Origin of the sequence: Variovorax paradoxus NBRC 15149 (assembly GCF_001591365.1) — a bacterium.
GTDB classification, from domain to species: Bacteria; Pseudomonadota; Gammaproteobacteria; order Burkholderiales; family Burkholderiaceae_C; genus Variovorax; species Variovorax paradoxus.
Map to the genome: position 1 here is coordinate 1,091,160 of NZ_BCUT01000001.1, position 23,494 is coordinate 1,114,653.

Below are 23,494 nucleotides of genomic sequence, written 5' to 3' on the forward strand. Positions count from 1 at the left end.
TTCCTCAATCGGCCGCGGGCTTGTCCTTGCGCAGGCTCGCGAACAGCGACCAGGCCATGCCGGCCAGCAGCAAGAGGCCGATGCCCAGCGCGCCCCACAGCCACCACTTGCGCGCCGGATCCGGCGGCGTGGGCACCGGCAATTGCGCCGCCGCGGCCACTGCTGCATCGACGGCGGCCACCGGCGGCTGCGGCAGCACGACGGTGGCCTCGTCCGCCGCCACCGGCTTGTTCGCGCTGTAGCCCGGCAGCAGGGTGGCAAGCGCGAGCGCCGCGCCGGGCGGACCGCCCTGCACGGCGTTCTTCGGCGGCACGGCATTCCAGGCCAGCGAATAAGGCGCGGCACCTTGCGCCAGGAACACCAGCGTGCGCGGCGTGGCGCCCACCACAATCGACGGCGGCGCCGCGCCCAGCAGGCTCACCGGTCCGGCGGTGCGCAGCCGCAGGTGCGTGTAGCGCGCGCCGTCCAGCGCCAGCACCGGCGAGCGCGCCTCGCCGCCCGTTTGCGCAAGGCGGTACACCACCGTGTCGAGCAGCGGCACCTCGCCCGCGCTGCCGGTGGGCGCCACAGGCGGGCGCTGCCGATGCCGCAGCGCATAGAGCGGATTGCGCGGCACGGGCGCCGGGTCGGCGGGAACCGTCGGTGTGGCGGCGAGCAGGCCCGAGATGCCGACCTGCGCCAGCGTGTTGACGTCGGCCAGGTCGATGCGCAGCGCTTCCACCGGCAGGCCGCGCGGCAGTGCGTAGTCGCAATGGTCGGCGCCGCAGCGCTCCGGCTTGAGCGCGCCGGACCATTGGAGCGGCGCCGCGGGTTCGGCCTCCTGCACGCTGTCGATTGCCACGCCGGTCAGCGGCACGCCGTTCTGCGGATCGCTCCAGCGCAGGCGCAGGAAGCGCGCATGCACGCCGCCCAGTTCGACCGCGAGGCGTTCGATGGTCTGCCCGCCGTGCGCGAGCCGCACCAGCTGCTCCTCGCCTCCCACGGGCCGCCAGTGCCGCAGGTCGTCGCTGGCCTCCAGCCTGAAGGCGAACAGGCCGCGCGCCTCCGGCGCCACCTCGAAGCGCGCCTGCAGCAGGCCGCCCTTGAGCTGGCTCGCATCGATCAGCCACTGCGCCGCCTCGGCCTGCTGGCGCGCCGGCCTGCGGGCCAGCGCCAGCGAGCCGTCGGGCCGCACCCTGAAGCCCAGCGATGCATCGTCCGATGCATCTGCGGCACTCGCGGGCAGCGCAAAGATCGGCACTTCCTTCGAGCTGAAGCGCGGGGCCGCGGCCTCGTCGCGCAGCCATGCATAGGGCACGGCATTGCCGGTGGCATTGCGCACCCGGATGTCGCGCAGGTCGCTGCGCGCGGCCAGGCCGTGGATGCCCAGCGGCAGTGTGAGCCGGTAGTACGGCCCGCTGCCCTGCAGGGCAATGGGCGCGGTGGTGGCGGGCTGCGCGCCAGCCGCACCACACCAGGCCGCGGCCATGGCCACGGCGAGGCGAACACCCGCCAGGAGAAGCGACGGCTTCGTGTTCTGCTTCATGCTGCACCTCCTTCGGGCAACACAACATCTTTCTCCTTTTCGATCTTCTTTGGCGGCACGGGCGCGAAATAGCCCACCAGCAGCAGCAATGCGCCCACCGCGATGAACGACACGATGCGGAACAACCCGCCCCGGTCCGCCAACTCGACAAAGAACAGTTTCAGCACCACAACGCCAAGCAGCGCCGCGCCGCCGACCCACAGGGTGCGCACCCCGCGTGCATGGCCGAGCACCATGGCGGCCACGCCGCAGACGGCCCAGGTGATCGAAAGCGCCGCCTGCGTGAGCCACGAGGCGTAGAGCGCATCGAAGCGCCACTCGACGCCCGCATAGTGATGGCAGCTGCGCAGCACCATGCCCGTCAGGAGCGCCAGGCCGGTGAGGCCGAGCACGCCCTTCGCCACCATGGGCTGCACGCGCGCGAACGACGCCTCGGGCAAGGCGCGCCACCACAGCACCAGCGCGAACAGCACCAGCCACTGCGCGAGTTCGAGCGGGTTCAAGAGCGGCACGTAGGGCAGCGGCGCCGCGTCGCCCGGGCTCGCGCCGTTGGTGACCCAGGCCCAGGCGAGCAGATAGGCCGCCACCGGCATCGCCGCGACTTCGAGGTAGGCGGCGCGGTATTCGGCCAGCGGCCAGCGCTGCAGCAGCGCGCGCGAGCGCAGCATCCACAGCGCCACCGCGGGCACGATGGCCCAGCCCAGCAATTGCCAGCTCGACCATTCCGCGCCGACGCGCCCGAGCTGCCACTGGCACTCGCGCGCCGCGAGCAGCACAAAGAACCAGAAGCCCGCCACGTGGAAAGGCACCAGCGCCGATGCGCCCAGCCAGCGCCTTTGCGCATGCAGCAGCCGCAGGTGCCACAGCAGCGCCAGCGGCCAGGCGATCCAGCCGAGCGCACGCGACGGCACGTAGACCAGCGGCGCTGCCAGCGCAACGGCATGGACGGCGATCAGGCCGAGGTCCGGCAAGGTGGCCAAGGTCGCGCGGCCGAGCTGCGGCCAGCCGCGACGGTGCGCCACGAGCGCCGAAAGCGCGGAGGTCACGAGCACGATCGCCACCGCGGCCGCGGCCAGGTGCGCGGCCAGCCCGTTGCGGCGCAGTACCTCGCCACTTTCGTCGAGCCAGCCGAAGAGCCACCAGCCCAGCCCCCAGACCACCGGCAGCCACAGCGCCAGCGGATGGGCACACCAGTCGTTGATCCAGCGCTTGCGCGGAGCCGCCGCGCCGCCGGTGGCGCGCCGCCCTGCTTCGCCGCTGATCCAGCCGCCGGCCAGCAGCGCCGCGAGCCCCAGCACCACCGGCGTCCAGAAGCCCAGGTGCGCGAAAGCCGGCGGCGCGGCTTCGGCATGAAAGATGCGGCCGTAGATGTGAAGCAGCGCCGAGACAAGCTGCAGCACGCCCGCCAGCGCCGCGAGCGGCCCGTGCGCGATGCGCAGCGCCACCCAGAGCACCACGGTCGCCGTGATCGGCCACAGCAGCGCCGCCTGCGCAAGGCTCAGCTGGAACAGCATCGCCAGATGCAGCAGGCCCACGCCCGCGATCACCGCGATCGCATTGCCCAGCGACCACACCGGCTGGATGCCGCGCACCAATGCCGCGCGGTGCGCCTGCAGCATCGACCACGCGGCGCTGCCGAGCAGGCTCAGCGCGATCAGGCTCGCCGCCACTGCGCCCTGCCAGCCGCTCGCCAGCACCTCGTCGCCGCCGCGCGCGTCGACCGCCTGGTGCAGCGTGGCGATGAAGCCGGCCACCGCCAGCGCCTGCATGCCGTAGCTCACGAAAGCCAGCGGGCGCAGTTGCAAGCGCACCGCCACCGCAAAGGCGATGGAGGCCAGCACCGCGGTGGCCGCCGCTGCCCATGGCGGCGTGAACCACTGCCACAGCAGCAGCGTGAGCGCACCCATGCCGAGCCACGGCAGCGCGGTCCCCACGAGCGCCTCCCAGCCATTGCCTTCGTCGAGCCCGGCTCTGCGATGAATCGCCCACATCGCGAAGCCGCTGACCGCGACCAGCAGCGGCCCGATGACCGATCCCTGCAGCAGCGGATGCCCCGCCGCCGCGTCGAGCTGCGTGGCTTCGAGCAGCTTCCACACGGCGCCGGCAAACACCACGAACGAGAAGGCGCGCGCATACACGCGCTGCTGCCGCGCGCCCAGCCAGTACATGCCGGCCGCTTCCACGGCCCAGGCCGCACCGGTCCACCGGCCTTCGAGGCCCAGCGGAATGGCGAGCGTGCCGAAGATCACGCCCACGATGGCGTAGGCCTCCGCCAGCAGCGCGAGGCCCTTGGGCTGCGTGGCGAACACCAGGCGGCCCAGCACCAGGTAGAAGGCCGCAAGCGCCATGGCCGAGAACGCCGCGCCGTATTCCCACGGCTGCATCAGCAGCACCTGCATGCCGAAGGCGACCATGGGCGTGCCGAACACCAGCGAGCTGTCGACGCGGCCCGCACGGCGCAGCGTATCGAGCGCACGCGCGGCCAGCGGCTGCGCGGGCTGCACCGGCGCGTCGAACAATGTGCGGCGCGCGAACAGCAGGCCGATGGCGACGAACAGCAGGAAGAACACCAGCAGGAAGGGCTGCACGATGCCGTACTGGTCGGGCGTGTAGTACCTGTGCGCCCAGCCCGCGGCCAGCGTGAAGGTGCCGACGAAGCCGATCAGGTTCAGCACGCGCCAGGCCTTGAACCATGCGATCAGCACGATGCCCACGTCGAGCACCAGCAGGTAGGTAAAAAGCCCCACCGGCCGGTTCTGCCCGGTGGACGCGAGCACCGGCGCCGCAAAGCCCTCGAGCACCGCAACGATGGCCAGCAGCGGCGCGTTCTGCAGCACCGCGAGCACCGCGCTCAGCACGGCCACGCCGAACAGGAAGGCGAAGCCGGCGGTCGGCGGCAGCAGCTCGTGCAGCTTCATCGCCGCCAGCGTCGTCAGGTAGAACACGCCGATGCCGGCGCCCTGCAGGATCAGCGCGTAGCCGGTGCGCTTGCGGCGCAGCAGCCAGCCCAGCGCGAGCAGGCCCACGCCCACCAGCGCCACGGCCGCATAGCGCAGCTCGACAGGCACCGTGACGCGCTCGGCCGTGTAGCGCAGCAGGAAGGCCAGCCCCAGGAAGAGGATCAGCACGCCGAGCTTCACCAGCATGTTGCCGCCGAAGACCAGGTTGGCGATGGGCGCGGGCAGGCGGTCGCGCAGCGGGACCGGCGGTGGTGGTGGCGGCGGTGGCGGGCGCCGCGGTGTTGCCGGCATGGCCGCGGGCGGCCTGGCGGGCGCGGCGGCTTCGGGCGGCGGCTGGATTGCTGCGGGCCGGATCTCCGTCAGCGGAACATGCGCCGCGGCCACACCTGCATCGGCCACTGCCGCGGGCCGCACGGCAAGCGGCACGGGCGGCGCGGCCTCAGTTGCCTGATCGACAACTGGCGCAGCCACCGCACCACCGGCCCCCTGCGCCAGCCGCTGCTCCAGCAGGCTCACGCGCTGTTCGAGTTCGGCCACGCGCTGCTGCAGCGTCGAGGTGCTGCCTGCGGGTGGCGCGGCCGCACCGCTGGAAGGCTGTGCGCTCTCAGCCTCGCTGCGCGCGGGTCCGGCGGCGGTTTTCTTGCCGATGATCTTCGGCAGCGCGAACGCGCCGACCACCGCCAGGATCAGTGCGGCCGGAACCGATTCAGCCAGGGCCCCGATGAAAAGGCCGGCGATCATGCCAAGGAACCACATCCTCAACTCCCCCGTTTTTGGCGAGCATGGAGTGTACGGCGGTTGCCCGACTAAAAATCGCTCAAAAAGCCCGTGGTTACTGCGGCCTCAGCTATTTGTTTAATAGCAGCGCGCGCTCACACCGGCGTGAGCTTGGCCACAGACAGCGCAAGCCACTTCACGCCATGGCGCGCAAACTTGACCTGCGCGCGCGCGTCGTCGCCGCTGCCTTCGAGCGACAGCACCGTGCCTTCGCCGAACTTGTTGTGGAACACCTGCATGCCCGAGCGCAGGCCGTGCGAGGGCGCGGCCTTCTGCGGCGGCACCGGCGGGCTCGCGAAAGTGTCCTTGCTGCCGCCGTAGCCGCCACCGCTGCTGTAACTGCCGCCACCGCCGCGCGTGCTCGCATAGCCGCCGCCATAGCCGAAGGCCGAGGGCGTGAAGGCCTGGTTCTTTGGCGTGAGCCACTTGAGCGCGCCTTCGGGCAACTCCTCGAAGAAGCGGCTCTTCACGTTGTAGCGCGTCTGGCCGTGCAGCATGCGCGTCTGCGAATGGCTCAGGTACAGGCGCTTGCGTGCGCGCGTGATCGCCACGTACATCAGGCGGCGCTCTTCCTCGAGGCTCTCGAAGTCGCTCATCGAGTTCTCGTGCGGGAACAGGCCCTCTTCCATGCCGGTGATGAACACGCAGTCGAACTCCAGGCCCTTGGCGGCGTGGACGGTCATGAGCTGCACCGCGTCCTGCCCGGCCTGCGCCTGGTTGTCGCCCGACTCGAGCGCCGCATGCGTGAGGAAGGCGGCCAGCGGGCTCAGCGTTTCGCCGGTTTCGGCATCGGGCGCGAGCGGCTCGTCGATGACGGGCCGGTTCGGGTCCAGGCCCTGGCTCGCGGGCGACTGGCGCAGTTCGTCGATGGGCAGCGCCACGGCATCGCGGCCGAAGCCTTCCTGCGTGACGAAACTCTCGGCCGCATTCACCAGTTCTTCCAGGTTCTCGATGCGGTCGGCGCCTTCGCGGTCGGCCTTGTAGTGTTCGACGAGGCCGCTGTGGTCGAGCACCAGCTCGATGATCTCGCGCAGGCTCGCGCCCTGCGTCTGCTCGCGCAGCACGTCGATCTTAGCGACGAAGGCCGTGAGGTTCGAGCCCGCCTTGCCGCCGACGGCATGCACCGCGTCGTGCAGCGAGCGGCCGGCCGTGCGCGCCGCGTCCTGCAGCTGTTCCAGCGTGCGCGCACCGATGCCGCGCGGCGGAAAGTTGACCACGCGCAGGAAGCTGGTGTCGTCGTCCTTGTTCTCGAGCAGGCGCAGGTAGGCCAGCGCGTGCTTGATTTCGGCGCGCTCGAAGAAGCGCAGGCCCCCATACACGCGGTACGGCACCGAGGCGTTGAAGAGCGCCGTCTCGATCACCCGGCTCTGCGCATTGCTGCGGTAGAGCACGGCCATTTCCTTGCGGTCGAAGCCGTCGCGCACGAGCTGGCGCATTTCCTCGACCATCCACTGCGCCTCGGCCAGGTCGGTGGGCGACTCGTACACGCGCACCGGCTCGCCGGGGCCCTGGTCGGTGCGCAGGTTCTTGCCCAGGCGCTTCTTGTTGTGGCTGATGAGCTCGTTGGCCGAGTCGAGGATGTTGCTGTAGCTGCGGTAGTTCTGCTCCAGCTTGATCTGGTGGCGCACATCGAACTCGCGCACGAAGTCGGCCATGTTGCCCACGCGTGCGCCGCGAAAGGCGTAGATGCTCTGGTCATCGTCGCCCACGGCAATCACGCTGTTGTTCTCGCCCGGCACGAACTGGCCTCCGGCCGCGGTGCTGCCCGAGAGCATCTTGATCCATGCGTACTGCAGGCGGTTGGTGTCCTGGAACTCGTCGATCAGGATGTGGCGGAAGCGCCGCTGGTAGTGCTCGCGCACCGGGTCGTTGTCGCGCAGCAGTTCGTAGCTGCGCAGCATGAGTTCGCCGAAGTCGACCACGCCTTCGCGCTGGCACTGCTCTTCGTAGAGCTGGTAGAGCTCGACCTTCTTGCGGTCGTCTTCCGTGCGGATCTCCACGTCCTTCGGGCGCAGGCCGTCTTCCTTGGCGCCGGCAATGAACCACTGGGTCTGCTTGGCCGGAAAGCGCTCGTCGTCGACGTTGAACTGCTTCATGAGCCGCTTGATGGCCGAGAGCTGGTCCTGCGTGTCGAGGATCTGGAAGGTGGACGGCAGGTTGGCCAGCTTCCAGTGCGCGCGCAAAAAGCGGTTGCACAGGCCATGGAAGGTGCCGATCCACATGCCGCGCACGTTGACCGGCAGCATTGCCGTGAGCCGCGTCATCATTTCCTTGGCGGCCTTGTTGGTGAAGGTCACGGCCAGGATGCCGCCGGGGGAGACCTGGCCGGTCTGCAGCAGCCAGGCGATGCGGGTGGTCAGCACCCGCGTCTTGCCCGAACCGGCGCCGGCAAGGATCAGCGCATTGCCCGCAGGCAAGGTGACCGCGGCACGCTGCTCGGGGTTGAGGTTGGCAAGCAGGGGCGAATCGGCCGCTGGGGATGGGGGTGCGCCGGCAGTGGCGTCGTACGAGCCGAAAAGAGACATCCCGGCATTGTAGGAAGCCGGGGCGTCCCGACGCGGCGGCGGGGTTGCCCGCGCCCTTCTTTTACTTCACGAGTTTCAGCGTGCCCTTCATGATCGACGAATGGCCCGGGAAGGAGCAGAAGAAGGTGTAGCTGTCGGCCGCGCCCAGCTTGGCGACCGGAAAGCTCACGCTGTCGCTTTCGCCGCCGCCCACGACCTTGGTGTGCGCCACGACGCGCGCGTCGCCGGCCTTCACATAATCTTGCGGCAGGCCGGCAGCAACGCCGTCGGCGGCGACCGCCTGCACGTCGGCCGTCTTGGCAAGCACCCAGTTGTGGCCCATGGCCTGCTTCGGCAGCTTGCCGGCGTGCTTGAGCTTGACGGTGAATTCCTTGCAGCTCTTGCTCACCTCGATGGCAGGCTTGTTGAACTGCATGGCGTCGTTGCCTTCGATCTCCACGCTGCAGTCGGCAGCGAAGGCGGAGGAAGCGGCGAGAGAAGCGAGCGCCAGAACGGCGGTGGCGGCGAGGCGGCGGCGAAGCATGGGAACGGTCTCCAGAAGAAGAAATGAACGGGGCGCAAGAGGTGCTGCGCCAGCGGCATTGTCGAGCGCGCCCGCCGCGCGGCACTGATCTGCGTCAAATGGTACTGCTGCGGGGCGCGCTTCGCCAATACGGCCCGGCCGGGCAGACCGGCTGGCGAATAAGGTCTATACGAAAGCGCGCAGGAAGGCGCGGCGCCACCTCCCTATAATCAATCACCGGGCCCAAGTTTCTTGTCGCCCGGTTTTTTGTGCCTGCATGGCGCCAATGACCGGGCCGGGACCAAGCGCCCACGCCGCTCCGAAATCGTTCGGCGGCGCACCTTTCACAGGAAGCTTGGTTTCTCATGCAGATCTTCGATTACGACAACATCCTTTTGCTTCCGCGCAAGTGCCGCGTGGAAAGCCGCTCGGAGTGCGACGCCAGCGTGACGCTCGGCGCGCGCAGCTTCCGCCTGCCGGTGGTGCCGGCCAACATGAAGACGGTGGTGGACGAGCCGATCTGCCTGTGGCTCGCGCAGAACGGCTACTTCTACGTGATGCACCGCTTCGACCTGGACAACGTGAAGTTCGTCAAGCAGATGCACGCCAAGGGCGTGTTCGCCTCGATCTCGCTGGGCGTGAAGAAGCCCGACTACGACACCGTCGACCAGCTGGTGGCCGAGGGCCTGGTGCCCGAATACATCACGATCGACATCGCGCACGGCCATGCCGACAGCGTGAAGAACATGATCGGCTACCTCAAGCAGAAGCTGCCGGGCTCCTTCGTGATTGCCGGCAACATCGGCACGCCCGAAGCGGTGATCGACCTCGAAAACTGGGGCGCCGACGCCACCAAGGTCGGCATCGGCCCGGGCAAGGTCTGCATCACCAAGCTCAAGACCGGCTTCGGCACCGGCGGCTGGCAGCTCAGCGCGCTCAAGTGGTGCGCGCGCGTGGCAACCAAGCCGATCATCGCGGACGGCGGCATTCGCGACCATGGCGACATTGCCAAGAGCGTGCGCTTCGGCGCCTCGATGGTGATGATCGGCTCGCTCTTTGCGGGGCACGAGGAATCGCCGGGCCGCACCGTCGAGGTCGACGGCACGCTCTTCAAGGAGTACTACGGCTCCGCCAGCGACTTCAACAAGGGCGAATACAAGCACGTCGAGGGCAAGCGCATCCTCGAGCCCATCAAGGGCAAGCTGGCCGACACGCTGATCGAGATGGAGCAGGACGTGCAAAGCTCCATCAGCTACGCGGGCGGCCGCGCGCTGATGGACATCCGCAAGGTCAACTACGTCACGCTCGGCGGCGACAACGCGGGCGAGCACCTGCTGATGTAGGCACGGCCGGGTCAGGCCTCCAGCAGCTGCACCGCATCGCGATGCAGCCTGTGGGCCGGATCCGCTAGCGCGTCGACGATGCTGAAGTGGTTCAGCCCGGCAAGCGATTCGCACACGGGCACGGCGTTGCGGCCCCACGCCTGGCGAATCAACGCATTCTGGCGAATGAACTCTTCGCTCTCCTCGGCCCCCACCAGCGCATGCAGCTGGCCGCGCGCGGGGGCCGTCCAGAGCGCGGGGCTGGCGCGTCGCGCATCCGCATCGCCGAGCTTCAGGACGTTTTCGAGGAACGGCGTGCGCTGCAGCGGCCGAAGGTCGTGCAGGCCCGAGATCGACAGCGCATTGCGCACCAGTTGCGCCGGCAGGTCGGGCGCGACCGCCTTCCAGTCGCAGGCCAGCAGCGCGGCCGCCATGTGGCCGCCGGCCGAGTGCCCGGCCACGGTGATGCGCGAGGGGTCGGCGCCAAAGCTCGCGGCATGGCGCCAGGTCCACTCGAGCGCGCGCACCATCTGCATGAGGATGCCCGGCACGGTGACGGGTTCCTCCGCCGTTCCGGGGCACAGCGCGTAGTTGGGCATCACCACGCACACGCCGCGGTCGTTGAATGCGGGCGCAATGAACGAATGGTCCCGCTTGTCCATCGCGCGCCAGTAGCCGCCGTGAATGAACACCAGCACCGGCGCGCCGGGCACGGGTGCGGGAAAGATGTCGAGCGTCTCGTTCACGCCCGGGCCATAGGGCACGTCGATGCGGCCGGCCAGGGCTTCGCGCACGGCTTGCGAGTCGCGCCCCCAGCGGGCGAAGTACGCCGGGTGATCCTTCACGCGCGCAAGATTGTTGTACATGCCTTCCAGCCAGGCGGGTTCGTACGAGGCCATGCAGGTGGTGCTTTCCTTCTTTTTTCGAAGGGCGCATCTTGGCATGCGGGCCATGCGCTGCCGGGCCTGTTCTGGTTAAAATCCGGTTTGCGTTGGGGGGGTAGCTCAGCTGGGAGAGCGCCGCGTTCGCAATGCGGAGGTCGTGAGTTCGATCCTCATCCTCTCCACCATCCCATCAGAAGGGCTCGGATTTTTCCGAGCCCTTTTTCTTTGCCTGGCCACCGGGCACTCCTCCGAGCGCCGATACATCTGCTGGCTGGCAGCCGCAATTTGCATCATTAAGTAACAAAAGTACACATTGCGGTCGGGGTTAAACAAAAAGTATTGCTTTCGACTACAAAAGTAGTAATGTGAAATCCTCGCAGTTATTAATTTTGGCGCAAAAGTGAACCAAGGTGTTACCTCCCAGAGCTTCCGTCCCAGGGGCATCGGTGCCCTGTCGTGGATGGCTGGCGAGGCATGAGCCGTTCTATGCACTCGAAACCGCGCCATGCAAGCCCACTCCATCGACCCGGATTCCGGGACCGACTCCAGCCTCAGTGCCGATGCGCTCATGGTGGCGCGGATGCGGCTGGTGCTGTCGGTGTCGGCGCTGCTGGCGGTCGCAGTTGACCTTCGCGACCCGCAGCTGCGCATAGGCGGCGCCGTCTGGCTCACCTTCTCCTGCTACGCGATCTACAGCCTGGGCGTGTATATCTGCACGCGCAAGGGCCAGCCCTATTTCCAGGGCAAGGCCATCCACTGGTTCGACGTGCTGTGGTTCACGCAGATCGTCTTCGCGAGCGGCGGCACGGGCAGCCTTTATTTTCTTTTCTACTTCTTCGCCATCCTCACGTCGTCCTTCCGGTGGGGATACGAGGAAGGCGCCCGGGTCACCATGGCCTCGGTCGCCTCGTTTGCCGTCTGCGGCCTGGGAGCGAGCCTCGCGGGCGACACGCCGCAGCTGCTGATGCGCACGACCTTCCTGCTGGCACTGGGCCACATGATCGGGCACTGGGGCGGATCGAAGGTCGAGCTGCGGCGGCGCCTTTCCCTGCTGAGCCAGGTGAGCCGGCTGTCGAACCCCCGGTTCGGCGTGGCCCGCACGATCGCCAGCACCATGGAGAAGACGCTGGCCTTCTACAAGGCAAGCCACTGCGTGCTCCTGACGCGCGACACGGCCACCGGCAGCTGGGTCATGCGCACGCTCAGGCAAAGCCACGCGGGCGAGGCGGTCGACGTCGAGACTATCGACCAAGCTTTCGAATTGCCGCTGATGACGCTGAACCCCGGCCACATCGTGCTGCGCAACCGCCTGCCCTGGCCGCTGAGCCGGCTGTGCGTGCAGGGGCATGCCTTCGACCTGCGCCTGCGCCGCTGGTACCCGCAGGACGAGCCGGGCCTGCGGCGCAGCGCCGCGGTTGCCGCCATGCTGGAGGCGCGCTCCTTCATCAGCGCACCGCTGCCGATGCGCCAGGGAGAAGGACGCATCTACGTCTCGTCCGGCGACGGGCATTTCCGCAAATCGGATGCGCTGTTCCTCTCGCACATGATGAACCAGGTCTTTCCCGTGATCGAGACGATCGGGGTGCTCGACCGGATGGCCTCGGAGGCGGCCTCGAAGGAGCGCCTGAAGATCTCGCTGGACCTGCACGACACCGCGATCCAGCCCTACATCGGCCTGAAGCTGGGGCTGAGTGCGCTGCGCAAGAAGGCGGGCGCCGACAACCCGCTGGTCGAAGACCTGGACAAGCTCGCCAGCATGGCCGATGGCGTGGTGGCCGACCTGCGCCACTATGCAGGCATCGTCAAGCATGGCGGCGAAAGCCACTGCGAGTTCATTCTTCCGCACCTGCACCGCCAGGCCGCGCGCATCAAGACGCTCTACGGCATCGACATGGAGATCCTGGTCGATGGCGATGTCCACCTGGACGACCGGATGACGGCCGAAGTGCTGCAGCTGGTGCGCGAAGGACTGAACAACATCTGCAAGCACACCCATGCGCACCGCGGCTGCATCCGCATCGGCTGCGGGGACGGCAAGCTGCAGATCAGGATCGAAAACGAGTCCTGCGGCATGGACTTCTCGAACTTCCGCCCACGTTCCATCAGCGAACGCGCAGCCGCCCTCGGCGGGCATGCGCAGGTCGGCCAGGGCGCGGGCGGCGCCACGGCCGTACTGATCGAAATACCCATCTAGGAAGGCGAAGGTGTCAAGATGCAAGCCACAACAACACCCCCCATCGGCGTCATGCTCGTGGACGACCACCAGACCATGCTGTGGGGCCTGTCGAAGCTGATCGACGGCGAGCAGCCGCGCATGAAGGTCGTTGCCACGGCCAACTGCTTCGAGCAGGCGCTGGAGCGGACCGAGCACCTGGTGCCCGACGTGATCCTGCTCGACCTGGACCTGGGGGGCCGATGCTCCCTCGACATCCTTCCCAAGCTGCTGTCGAACGACGTCTCGCGCGCGCTCATCCTCACGGCCGAGCGCAAGCAGCAGACGCTGGACCTTGCGGTGCTGCGCGGCGCCAGGGGTGTGCTGTGCAAGGATGCTTCGGCCGAAGAGGTGATCGATGCGATCGCACGCGTGCACAACGGCGAGCTGTGCATCGACGCGCAGGCCATGGGCCGCGTATTTTCCGAGCTGACCGCGCCGAAGAAGCCGGTGAAGGCGGACCCCGAAGCGGCCCGGATCGCGAGCCTCACGCAGAAGGAGCGGCAGATCATCCGCGCGGTGGTGGAAGGCAGCGGCGCCGCGAACAAGACGCTCGCCTCGCGGCTGTTCGTGACCGAGCACACCTTCCGCAATCACCTCACGTCGATCTACCAGAAGCTCGACGTGGCCAATCGGCTCGAGCTCTACATCTACGCCATCAAGCACCAGCTCGACGCCGCGCCCCATTGAGGGGGCGCGGGCGCCGGGCTCAATGCCCGCCGACGAGCATCGGCGCGATGATGCGGACCATGCGGATGATCGCCGGCGTAAGGATGACCATCGAGATGCATGGAAAGATGCACAGAACCAATGGCAGCAGCATCTTGGTCGGCACCTTGGCGGCCAGCTCTTCCGCGCGAACCTGGCGCTTGTGGCGCAGGTCTTCCGAGAACACGCGCAGCGACTCGCCGATGCTGGTGCCGAAGCGGTCGGCCTGGGTCAGCATGGTGGCAAAGGTTCCGATTTCCTCCACGCCGGTGCGAAGCGCAAGATTGCGCAGCGACTTCTCGCGCGTGCCGCCGGCGCGCATCTCGAGGTTGGTCCAGTGCAGCTCTTGCGCCAGGGCCTCGCTCTTGACGCGGATCTCCTCGGTGACCTTGACCAGCGCGGCATCGAGCCCGAGGCCCGCCTCGACGCAGACCAGCATCAGGTCGGCCGCATCGGGAAAGTTCTCGAAGATCTCGCGCTGGCGGCTCCTGATCATCGTGCGCAGCACGATGTTGGGCAGATAGCAGCCGAGCAGCGCAGCCATTGCCAGCCACAACAGGGTGGTGAGCCCATTGTCCGCCCCTGCCGCGCGCATCGCCACAAAAGCCAGGCCGGCGAGACCGAGCGGCAGCAGCGTCTTCAAGCCGAAATAGAAGAGGCTCGCGTCCGGGTGGCGGATGCCTGCGCTCAGGAATTTCAAGCGCAGCGGCGAGGTCTCGCCTTCGCCGGTGGGCGAAGACAGCTGGGCGAAGGGCCCGACGATCTTGACAGCGGTCTCGGTCCAGGCCGATTTGCTCGCAGGCGCCACCGCCCTCAAGCGCTGCGCGGTGCGCGAGGGCAGCATCCAGACCGCGAATCCGCCGATGGCGAGAGAGACGGCCACGAAAACGAGAATGGGGAACAGCATGGCATTTCTCCTTCAGACACGGATCTTCACGATCTTGCGCAGGATCAGCACGCCGACCACCATCAGGCCGAGCATGTACTTGACGACGGTGATGCCGATCGGGTCGGTCCACAACGGCGACATAAATTGCGGGTTGAATGCGTTCATCAGCGCCGCCAGTGCAAAAGGCATCAGCCCGAGGATCCAGGCCGACAGCCGCCCTTCCGCCGACAGCACCCGCACCCGCGCCAGCAGCTTGAGGCGGTCGCGGATGAGTCGGCTCAGGTTGCCCAGCACCTCGGTCAGGTTGCCGCCGGAGTCGCGCTGGATCAGCACCGACACCACGAAGTAGCGCATGTCGGTGAGCGGCACGCGCTCGCTCATATTCGTGAGCGCCTGCTGCAGCGAGACGCCGAAACCGACCTCGTCGGCCACCATGCGGAACTCGCCCGCGATGGGCTCGGACATTTCCTCGCCGATCATCTGCACGCTGCTCGCGAACGAATGGCCCGCGCGCAGGGCGCGCGTCACCAGGTCCAGCGCGTCCGGCAGTTGCCTTTCGAGATGCGCCAGGCGGCGCCTGCGCTGGTAATCCAGGTAAAGCAGCGGCACCGCCGCGCCGGCGGCGCCCACCAGCAGGGCAATCCATGCGGGCTGGTTCGCGAGCGATGCCATCGCAAAGAAAGCAAGCATGCCGGACAGCGCACAGGCCAGCAGCACATGGGACACGGTCCACTCCAGCCCGGCCTGGAGAATGAAGCGGTCCAGCCGGTGGGCCCGCGGAAGCTTCAAGAGAACGCGCTGCATCCATGGCGCCTCGCTGAGCACGCGGTCCTTCACGAGCCGCGCCTGCGCGATGCGGTCGGTGGCCGCCGACAGCGCCTGCAGCCGTTTGCCGATCTTCTGCACGCCAGGGCCCCTGTAGGAGCGCCACAGCATGTACAGCCCCTCGATCACCATCAGCACCGTCACGAAGACCAGCACCGACAGCGTGATGAGCGTGTCTCCAACCAGGTTCTGGAACATGGGGGCCTCCTATTCGTAGTGCTTGTCGGGATCGAACATGGCGTCGGGCAGCACCACGCCGAAGGAGTGCAGGCGCTCGACGAATTTCGGCCGCACGCCCGTGGCATGGAAGTAGCCGCGCACGCGGCCGTCGGGGCCCATGCCGGTCTGGCGGAATGCGAAGATCTCCTGCATCGTGACCACCTCGCCTTCCATGCCGGTGATCTCCTGGATGCTGGTGACCTTGCGCCGCCCGTCGACCATGCGCAGCACCTGGATCACGACCGTGATGGCCGACGCGATCTGCTGGCGCACCGAGTGGTGCGGCAGGTTCAGGTTGGCCATGCTGATCATGTTCTCCAGCCGTGCCAGCGCGTCGCGCGGGCTGTTGGCGTGGATGGTGGTCAGCGAGCCTTCATGGCCGGTGTTCATGGCCTGGAGCATGTCGACCGCCTCGGCCCCGCGCACCTCGCCAATCACGATGCGGTCGGGCCGCATGCGCAGCGCGTTCCGCACCAGCGCGCGCTGCGTGATCTCGCCCTTGCCTTCGATGTTCATCGGCCGGGTTTCCATGCGGGCGACGTGCGGCTGCTGCAGCTGGAGCTCCGCCGCGTCCTCGATGGTGATGATGCGTTCTGTGGCGGGAATGAAGCCCGAGAGAATGTTCAGCAGCGTCGTCTTGCCGGCGCCGGTGCCGCCGGAGATCAGCATGTTGATCTTCGCGCTGGCCAGCCCTTCGAGCATCAGCCCCATCTGCGGCGTGAGCGTCTTCAGGTCGTTCACCAGGTTCTCCATCTTCAGCGGGATCTTCGCGAAGCGGCGGATCGACATCATCGGGCCGTCCAGCGCCACCGGCGCGACCACCGCATTGACGCGCGACCCGTCCGGCAGCCGGGCATCGACCATGGGGCTCGATTCATCGATGCGCCGCCCCACCAGCGAGACGATCTTGTCGATGATGCGCAGCAGGTGCTTCTCGTCGGTGAAGCTCACGTCCGTGAGCTCCAGCCGGCCCCTGCGCTCCACGTAGACCTGGTCGTGCGAGTTGACCAGGATGTCCGACACCGTGGGGTCGGCCATCAGCAGCTCGATCGGGCCGAAGCCGAGCATCTCGTGCTGGATGTCGCGGATCAGCGTGCGCCGCTCGATGTCGTTCAGCGCCTCGGGCTCCTCCTGCAGCAGCCGGGTGACCATGGTGGAGATTTCCTGGCGCAGCACCTCGGGCTTCAGGGTTTCGAGCACCGCCAGGTCGAACCTGTCCAGCAGTCTCAAGTGCATTCGCTCCTTCAGGAGCTTGTAGGAGTCCGAGGCGAAGGACGACAGCACCCCATCGGCCAGGGGCGGTGCCGGCGCACGCGCGACCGGTGCGGCTTCGATCGCATTGAGCTGTTCTCTGAATGACATGGGGACCTGCCTTGCTGTTGGAGGAAGAAGATGCGTCGGGTTGCAGTGGGGTGTCAGGCCCGGCGGAAGAGCCGGCCGATCAAGCCTGGCGCTTCCTTCTGGCGCGGACTGAGCGTGTGGGCGATTTCCACGAGCCGCTTGCAGAGGGCGCTCCCACGCGACATCTCGGCCAGCGGCACGCCACGGTTGATCGAGGCGTCCACGTCCTTGCCGCCGTCGGGCACGCTGACCAGCGTGGCCCCGCCCAGCGAACGGCGCATGTCGGCCAGGCCGATCTCCGTGCCGCCGGCGCTGCGGTTGACCAGCAGCTCGACCTTGCCGGCCGCATAGCCGAGCGACTTGAACACCTGCATGAGGCGCGTCACATTGCGGATGTGCGGCAGGCTGGGCTGGAGCACCGGAAAGATCCGGTCCGCACGGTCCAGCACGCGGATGGCGAGCGGATCGATGCGCAGGCCCAGGTCGAACAGCACGAAGTCATACTGCGCCGCGGCCACCTGCAGGATGGCATCGATGTGCTCGGCCTTGACCTCCAATGCGCGCGATAGATCTTCGGGGGCTGCAAGGATGCTGAAGCCCGGCGCCACTTTTACCGTGCTTGCGGCCAGCAGCGAGGCATCGAGCCGGCCGATGTCGCGCGCCACGTCGGCCAGCGTGGAGGTGGGCCGCAGGTCGCTCACGTAAGACAGCGCATCGCCGAACTGCAGGTTCAGGTCGATCAGCAGCACCGATCGGCGCATCGAAAGCTGGTGCCCGATGTTGGTCGCAAGAAAGGTGGCGCCGCTGCCGCCCTTGGACGGCATGAACGCGACCACCTGGCCCGCCTCGCGCGCCTGGGTGCCGGCCATCTTGAGCGCAATGCGCTCCACGGCCGCTTCCAGCGCTGCCGGCTCGGGCGGCGAAGGCAGCACTTCGCGCACGCCGGAACGCATCGCAAGAATCAGGAACTCGGGCGTCTGCATCGCGCACAGCAGCACCACCGCAAGCGCGGGATGGCGCAGCGTGAGCTGCTCCACCATGGCCACCTCGTGGGGGTCGCAGCACATGCCGTCCACCAGCAGCAGCTCGGGCGCCGATTGCTCGACCACCCACTGCATGCGGCTCTTGCCTCCTTCGAACACGGAGACCGTGTGGGAGCGGGCCTCCAGCACCTTGCGCATGTCCTGCAGGTGGGCGGGATTGGGGGAGATGATGGAGATTTTCATGGTGATGTGACTCAGGGTTAGTTAAGTGCGGTCAGGAGCAGACGGCGCTGCTGTTCGGGTCCTGTCCCATGATTTCGCGCGGCAGGTAGGTGGAAAAACTCGGCATCGGGATCGGCGCATGCGTTCCGAACCCGATAGGCGAGATCCACTGATAGTCGAGATCGAGGATGCGGACATTCACGCCGCTGCAATTGGCGGCAGTGCACGTCGTGCTGACGTTGCCTGCCGCGTCGTACCAGTCGATGCTGACGTTGGCCGCCGTCAATTGAGGCAGGAACTTCTGCATGTTGGAAAGCACGATGGGGGCGCCTCGATCGCACACGACCGCTGCGCGAGCGCCCCAGCGCGTCGCTTCGGCAGCTGCATTCCACGTCCACAACATGCGCGCGAAATCCATGATGCCCAGCAGGAAGGTCAGGAAGAGCATCAGGACCAACGCAAACTCCACCGTGGTCGCACCGGTCTGCCTTGTTCGATTCATGATTGACCTCGCATGGTGGCGCTGATGTCCCCGAACGGGATCTCTCCGTTCGCATCGCCGAAGGTGAGCCCGAAAACCCCGGTGATGAGCGGGCGGAACTTGTATCCCGTGACCTTGATGGTCACGGTATTGATGGCCGGGGCGCTGCCCTTGAACTGCCAGGTCGGATCGGGAACGTGAGAAATTTTGAGGTCCAGGACCAGAGGCGAGACGCCGCCGGCCGGGTTGCCAAAGACCACCAGGTTCTTGGCGGCCGTAACCTTGGCGGGATCCGTGGTTACGATCGACGGATCTTGTGTGGACAGATAACGAGAGGCATCTCGCAGCGATTTCGCGATGGTGTTGTACTGGTACAGCGCTCGCCCGAATTCCGTCGTGATGAACGTCAGGATGAGCAGCAATGGAAGGATCAGGGCAAATTCGATCAGCGCCACCCCGTTCTGCTTCTTCTTCATGACATCTCTCCTACTGCACGAGCGTAGGTACTTTGGGCCCGCTCGTGCCGCCGGCCAGGCCCGCGGTGGCACAGGGACTGCCAGCTGACTCCGCATCGCCGATGAACTCGAGCCACATCTTCGAATTCTTTCCGCTCGCGTTCTTCTCCAGCGGATGCAGCATCAGCATGCAGGCAAAGCCCTTGAGCGTGATCGACGGGCAGTCGACCACGGCGGTCGTGACCACGCGTCGATTGGCGCCCTTCGTGTAATCGGTGGAACTGAAATTTCCCTGAGTGTTGAGGTTCTTGGTGTCGGGATTCTTGTTGTCCCCTTCGTAAGGCGCGGATGCGTTGCGCTTGGCGGCAAATCCGTTCGGGCCGGGATCGTCATACCTGCCTGGCTTCACGGCGGCAGCGCTGTCGGCATACCAGGCGTACCCGGTCTGATCGGGAACCGCAGTTGCAGCGCTGAGGCTGCCCTTATAGATACCGAAGCGGGTATTCCATGCCTCGACCGCGCCATTGGTCTTGCCCGCCTTGCCAACGTTCGTCTCTAAGCCGGGAAGACCGCATTGCCCGCTGCTCGTCAGGAGATCCTTGATCTCGCGTGCCCCGCCGCCGCTGCCGGAAAAATCCACCCAGCGGAACTGACCGGATTCCACATCGTCGTTGCTATTGGTCACGCCTTGGATCCATTCCCCCCGCGCAAACCCCCAGCCGGGCGTGGCGGATCTTTGGCAGACGCCAACGGGAACAAGGCAATTGGTTTGCGACGGCGCTCTAGTGGCAACGGCGACAGCAGCCACGCTCTGCGATGCCCCATACGTGCTGTTTCCACTGAAAGCGCTTAGAGCATGGAGGATCCAAGGCGCGATGCCCGACCTCGTGTGCAGGCACTTGACATACCGGGCATTCGCGACGGGCGTAAAGGTATGGCTGTAGGTGCCGATCAGCGAGTCGCTGAACACGACCTCAGCCTGGGCGATGCCGGTCGCCTCGCCTTGAAAGTTGATTTTGTTGAGATCGGCCGCGGTCTTCCCTGCGCTGGTGGCTCGCGTTAACGCATCGCTTGCGCCATCGAGTTCCTGCGCGGCCGACAGGGCACAGCTGTCCAGGGCGGTCTGCAGCTCCGTTTTCACGATGAAGAGGCGGCCAAAGTCCAGCGCAATGCCCATGAATCCGAGGAGGAACAGCAGGACCAGCGCGACGGTGATGATCACCGCGCCGCTTTGGCGGTGGCCGGAAGTGTGGACTTTCATGATCGACTTCCTGTGCAGTGGTTTTGGTTCGAAAAAGCCCCGCGCTTCAGCCGCAGTCCGCGCCGCCGAGGCAGTTGCGGACAAGATCGACAAGATCGCTAATGCCGGTGTCCGTTACCAATGGCCTCAACACGACGATCAGCAGGATCGAGATCACGGCAACGACCAGCGCGTACTCCACCACCTGGGCACCGCTTTCATCCCATAGAAAAAACTCGAACATGATGAGTACCTCGCTTTGTGCCGGACCGTTATATGGACGACGGGCGGCGGGCAACGGGCAAGCCGGCCCCGCCACCGCCGTCGTTCCAGTAAATGCGAATGCGATTACCGGACTTAAGGATTGCAGACGCCCATGTTGCCCGAGAGGCAGGCAGCCACGCGTGTAATGAAGGTTGCGAAGTAACCTCCGGTGGTCAGACCCTGCAGCGCGATGACCAGGGCAATCGATACAACTGCGATGATGAGCGCGTACTCGATAACTTGCGCGCCGTCCTCTTTCTTGGCGAACGAGGACATGAAGTTGCTGACGCGGACAAAAAGTTGGTTCATTTTTTCACCTTTGAAATTGCAGTAAGAAAACAAAAAATCTTGCGTTGGTTTCTGGGTTGATTGACTGCTATCTTTGTGAGGCAACTCCTTTCTGTTCGAATTCGAGAATCGGTTGAGGGCCGCCTAACGACCCTCACTACCGCCAGTTCCGCCACCAATCCCGCCACCGATGTTGATGACGTTGACTGCCGGCGGCGGCGCCTTGTAGGACTTCTGGTACTGCACCATCGACTCGCGCGCTGCACGCCCGTCCATGCCCACGACCGGGTCCCCGTCCTTCCCAGCATCGGGATTGATCGTCATCTTCCTTTTCGCGTCGCGCACCGCATCGCCAAAGCGCGCGTCGTAGTTGGGCGTGACGTGGGAGCAGCCGGTGGCCAGCAGCAGCGTCAGCGCGAGAGTGGTCGACTTGATGAACATGGTGGTGCTCCTCGCGGGTGTCATTGGGGTTGGGCGGCCGGTGCAACCGGTGCCGGGGTGGCGCTTTCGAGGCTGCCGTTCAGGTAGACCTCGGCGCGGCTGGGAACCACGTGGTTGTCGGTCGGCACGCGCGGCGACTCGGCCAGCGGACGCACCAGGCGCGGCGTGATCACGAACATCAGTTCGGTCTGGTCGTTCTGGAACTCGGTGCTGCGGAACAGCGCCCCCATCACCGGCACTTCGCCCAACCCGGGGTAGCGCTTGATGGATTCGGTGACGTTGCTCTTGATGAGCCCCGCGATGACGAAGCTCTGGCCGTCGTTGAGCTGCACGGTGGTGTCGGCGCGGCGCACCGTGAGCGAAGGCAGCACCGCGGTCACGCCGGTCACGGTGGTGAAGGGCGAGCCGGTCTGCGACAGGTCCGACACCTCCGAGACCATCTTGAGGTTGACGCGCCCGCCGTTGAGCACGGTCGGGGTGAACTTGACCCCGATGCCGAACTCCTTCTCTTCCAGCGTGATGTTGGTTCCCCCGCCGCCGGCGGCGCTCTGCGCCACCGGGATGAAGATCTTTCCGCCCGACAGGAAGCTTGCCTGCTGGCCGCTGATGGCCATGATGTTGGGCTCTGCCAGGATGCGCACCAGGCCGTCGTCCTTCTGTCCGTCGATGCCGACCGAGGTGCGCCCGATCCTGATCGCCTCGAGCAGGCCGCCGCCGCCGCTCAGGAAGCTGGAGATCAGCGAGTAGCTGTCGCGGCCGCCGCCACCCGTGCGGCTCAGGCCGACGCGCGCACCGAGCCGGTCCAGCAGCGTCTTGCTGACCTCTGCGATCTTCACTTCGAGCATCACCTGCTGCGGCGCCGTCACGCGCAGCAGGTTCACCACCTTCTTGCCGTCGGCGCCGTAGGCCATGGCCAGGCTCATCACGTCGTCGAGCTTGAGCGCATCGCTGATCTCGCCGGTGAGCACGATCGATTTCTCGGCGCTGCGCACGCGGATGTGGTTTTCTTCCGGCATCAGCTCGGCGAGCTTGGACTGCAGCGCGCCCGGATCGATGGTGACGATCACGTCCTTGATGTAGCAGGTGCCGTCGACGCTTTGCAGCACGACGTTCATCGAGCCCGCCTGGCGGCCGCGGAAGAACAGGTCGGTCGGGCTCAGCAGCGTGACGTCGACATCAGCGATGCCGTCGCCCGCGTTCGCCGCCGTGGCGGGGGCCGGTGCCGGCTGCCCTGCGGCTGCGGGTGCTGCGGCCGGCGCGCGGCTGGGCGGCTGGCCGCTGACCACGATGCGCGCAACGCGTGCCTTCAGCGGGATGACCACCGACTTGCCGAGCACGGCGTAGGTCGGCTGGTCGTCCGGGATGATCGCGGTGCAGCGCCGGGTGGCGGGCCCGGCCGGCGCTGCGGCCGGGGTTGCGGCAACGGCAGCAGCCGCCGCCGGGACCGCGTCCGCGGCCATCGCGGGTGCCGCCAGCGCCATGAGTGCCGCCAGCAGCCAGGCGGGTGAATAAGAAGAAGAAGAGAGATGTTGCACTTGGGTTCCTCCTGCGGGGTGATCAGAAGCAGTTGAGCGTGCGGGCTGCGTGCTGGATCACTTCCACGCACTCGGATTGCCGCTGCGCCATGGGGGCGGTGCGCGGCATGCGCGCGGGGGCCGGCCGCGCTGCCACGGTGGTGGAGATCGGCAGGATGTCCTTCTCGCCGAACAGCTGGCCCTTGGTGATGCCTGCGGTGGCAACCGTGGTCTTGTCCATCTGGTTGCGCAGCACCAGCGAGAGGGTTCCCACGCTGCGTGCCAGGTCGAGCTTTTCGGAGTCTTCGAGCGAAAGCTCCAGCGTCACGGCGCTGACCACCTTCGGCTTGGTGTCGTCGCGGTTGGCTTCCTGCGCCACCGCCAGCACCAGCACCTTCTCGAGCACAGTCTTGCTGATCTGGCGGCCCTCTTCGCCGCGGTTCTTGTCCTGCTGCGCGTTGACCATCACATCGACGTAGTTGCCCGGCAGCGCGAAGCCCGCCACGCCCACCACGTCGTTGACCCGCACGGTCATGGCACGCTTGCCGCTCGCAATGACCGCCGAGAGCCCGCCCTGGGTGCCGACCGGCGCGAGCTTGCCTTCCAGGATGGCTTCGCCGCGCAGCACGCCGACCTTGACCACGCGGTCCTCCAGCGACTTGGCGTCCTTGAACGAGCCGGCCGGCAGCGAGCCGCTCGGCCAGTCGACCAGCGACAGCATCTGCGGATTGACCCGGCTGCCCAGTTCGATGTCGACCGCGGCCACCACCACCTTGTTGGATGCGATTCCGCCCTGCCGGGAGACCCAGCCCGCTGCGTAGACCGCGGCCGCCAGGCCGGTCAGGAGGGCCAGCAGAAGCAGCCCGAGCGCCTTGATGTTTTTCATGCGAATCTCCGCCGTGGATGGATGGATGGAG

Annotated in this window: 20 protein-coding genes and 1 tRNA gene; 4 read left to right on the forward strand and 17 right to left on the reverse strand. The window is 66.8% G+C overall.

Translation table 11 applies throughout. From position 1 onward, the window contains the following. Positions 1-4 precede the first annotated feature (4 nt). The 4 genes from VPA02S_RS05155 to azu form a co-directional block, all read right to left on the reverse strand. On the reverse strand, positions 5-1,525 hold the full coding sequence (locus VPA02S_RS05155) for a DUF3999 domain-containing protein (RefSeq protein ID WP_062362548.1): 1,521 nt from the start codon (positions 1,523-1,525) through the stop codon (positions 5-7). After that, positions 1,522-5,226 carry a DUF2339 domain-containing protein gene (locus VPA02S_RS05160; RefSeq protein WP_244883382.1) on the reverse strand — a complete coding sequence of 1,235 codons (3,705 nt, stop codon included), beginning with the start codon at positions 5,224-5,226 and terminating at the stop codon, positions 1,522-1,524. The genes VPA02S_RS05155 and VPA02S_RS05160 overlap by 4 nt, the downstream gene beginning before the upstream one ends. A 131-nt stretch (positions 5,227-5,357) precedes the next feature. Further along, a complete protein-coding gene (locus VPA02S_RS05165; protein WP_062362555.1) occupies positions 5,358-7,787 on the reverse strand; it encodes a UvrD-helicase domain-containing protein in 2,430 nt (809 codons plus the stop codon). Positions 7,788-7,848: 61 nt separating this feature from the next. After that, positions 7,849-8,310: an azurin gene (gene azu, locus VPA02S_RS05170; protein WP_012746678.1), complete on the reverse strand. Its 462-nt coding sequence runs from the start codon at positions 8,308-8,310 to the stop codon at positions 7,849-7,851. 344 nt (positions 8,311-8,654) lie between these two features. Here azu and VPA02S_RS05175 point away from each other — a divergent pair, with 344 nt between their 5' ends. After that, positions 8,655-9,632 (forward strand): GMP reductase, encoded by a 978-nt coding sequence (locus VPA02S_RS05175; RefSeq protein ID WP_062362558.1) that lies wholly within the window; start codon positions 8,655-8,657, stop codon positions 9,630-9,632. An 11-nt stretch (positions 9,633-9,643) separates the two neighbouring features. On the opposite strand, the gene VPA02S_RS05180 is transcribed toward VPA02S_RS05175, so the two are convergent. Next, on the reverse strand, positions 9,644-10,510 hold the full coding sequence (locus VPA02S_RS05180; RefSeq protein ID WP_062362561.1) for an alpha/beta hydrolase: 867 nt from the start codon (positions 10,508-10,510) through the stop codon (positions 9,644-9,646). Positions 10,511-10,604: 94 nt separating this feature from the next. Between VPA02S_RS05180 and VPA02S_RS05185 the strand changes: the two genes are divergently transcribed. From VPA02S_RS05185 to VPA02S_RS05195, 3 genes are all read left to right on the forward strand, one after another. Continuing rightward, positions 10,605-10,680 (forward strand) — tRNA-Ala (locus tag VPA02S_RS05185). Positions 10,681-11,000: 320 nt separating this feature from the next. Continuing rightward, a complete protein-coding gene (locus VPA02S_RS05190; protein WP_062362563.1) occupies positions 11,001-12,689 on the forward strand; it encodes a sensor histidine kinase in 1,689 nt (562 codons plus the stop codon). Positions 12,690-12,707: 18 nt separating this feature from the next. Beyond that, a complete protein-coding gene (locus VPA02S_RS05195) occupies positions 12,708-13,397 on the forward strand; it encodes a response regulator (protein ID WP_012746674.1) in 690 nt (229 codons plus the stop codon). Between the two features lie 19 nt (positions 13,398-13,416). On the opposite strand, the gene VPA02S_RS05200 is transcribed toward VPA02S_RS05195, so the two are convergent. The 12 genes from VPA02S_RS05200 to cpaB form a co-directional block, all read right to left on the reverse strand. Then, positions 13,417-14,322 (reverse strand): type II secretion system F family protein, encoded by a 906-nt coding sequence (locus VPA02S_RS05200; RefSeq protein WP_062362566.1) that lies wholly within the window; start codon positions 14,320-14,322, stop codon positions 13,417-13,419. Between the two features lie 12 nt (positions 14,323-14,334). After that, entirely contained in the window at positions 14,335-15,327 is a 993-nt protein-coding gene (locus VPA02S_RS05205) for a type II secretion system F family protein (RefSeq protein WP_062362570.1), read from the reverse strand. Between the two features lie 9 nt (positions 15,328-15,336). Further along, a complete protein-coding gene (locus VPA02S_RS05210; protein WP_062362574.1) occupies positions 15,337-16,710 on the reverse strand; it encodes a TadA family conjugal transfer-associated ATPase in 1,374 nt (457 codons plus the stop codon). Positions 16,711-16,763: 53 nt separating this feature from the next. Continuing rightward, positions 16,764-17,915 (reverse strand): CpaE/TadZ family protein, encoded by a 1,152-nt coding sequence (locus VPA02S_RS05215; protein WP_062362575.1) that lies wholly within the window; start codon positions 17,913-17,915, stop codon positions 16,764-16,766. A 31-nt stretch (positions 17,916-17,946) separates the two neighbouring features. Beyond that, positions 17,947-18,396: a TadE/TadG family type IV pilus assembly protein gene (locus VPA02S_RS05220; RefSeq protein WP_062362577.1), complete on the reverse strand. Its 450-nt coding sequence runs from the start codon at positions 18,394-18,396 to the stop codon at positions 17,947-17,949. Beyond that, positions 18,393-18,851, reverse strand: coding sequence for a TadE/TadG family type IV pilus assembly protein (locus VPA02S_RS05225; RefSeq protein WP_062362580.1), 459 nt, complete (start codon positions 18,849-18,851; stop codon positions 18,393-18,395). Before VPA02S_RS05225 ends, VPA02S_RS05220 begins: the two co-directional genes overlap by 4 nt. A gap of 10 nt (positions 18,852-18,861) precedes the next feature. After that, positions 18,862-20,091 (reverse strand): pilus assembly protein TadG-related protein, encoded by a 1,230-nt coding sequence (locus VPA02S_RS05230; protein WP_062362583.1) that lies wholly within the window; start codon positions 20,089-20,091, stop codon positions 18,862-18,864. A gap of 46 nt (positions 20,092-20,137) precedes the next feature. Further along, entirely contained in the window at positions 20,138-20,314 is a 177-nt protein-coding gene (locus tag VPA02S_RS05235) for a Flp family type IVb pilin (RefSeq protein ID WP_062362585.1), read from the reverse strand. 113 nt (positions 20,315-20,427) lie between these two features. Continuing rightward, entirely contained in the window at positions 20,428-20,643 is a 216-nt protein-coding gene (locus VPA02S_RS05240) for a Flp family type IVb pilin (protein ID WP_062362588.1), read from the reverse strand. 123 nt (positions 20,644-20,766) lie between these two features. Beyond that, positions 20,767-21,063: a hypothetical protein gene (locus VPA02S_RS05245; protein WP_062362591.1), complete on the reverse strand. Its 297-nt coding sequence runs from the start codon at positions 21,061-21,063 to the stop codon at positions 20,767-20,769. A gap of 20 nt (positions 21,064-21,083) precedes the next feature. Further along, the gene (locus VPA02S_RS05250) at positions 21,084-22,598 is read right to left on the reverse strand and encodes a type II and III secretion system protein family protein (RefSeq protein ID WP_062362594.1); all 1,515 of its coding nucleotides are present in this window, start codon (positions 22,596-22,598) and stop codon (positions 21,084-21,086) included. Positions 22,599-22,620: 22 nt separating this feature from the next. Further along, entirely contained in the window at positions 22,621-23,463 is an 843-nt protein-coding gene (cpaB, locus tag VPA02S_RS05255; protein WP_012746661.1) for a Flp pilus assembly protein CpaB, read from the reverse strand. Positions 23,464-23,494: the final 31 nt, after the last annotated feature.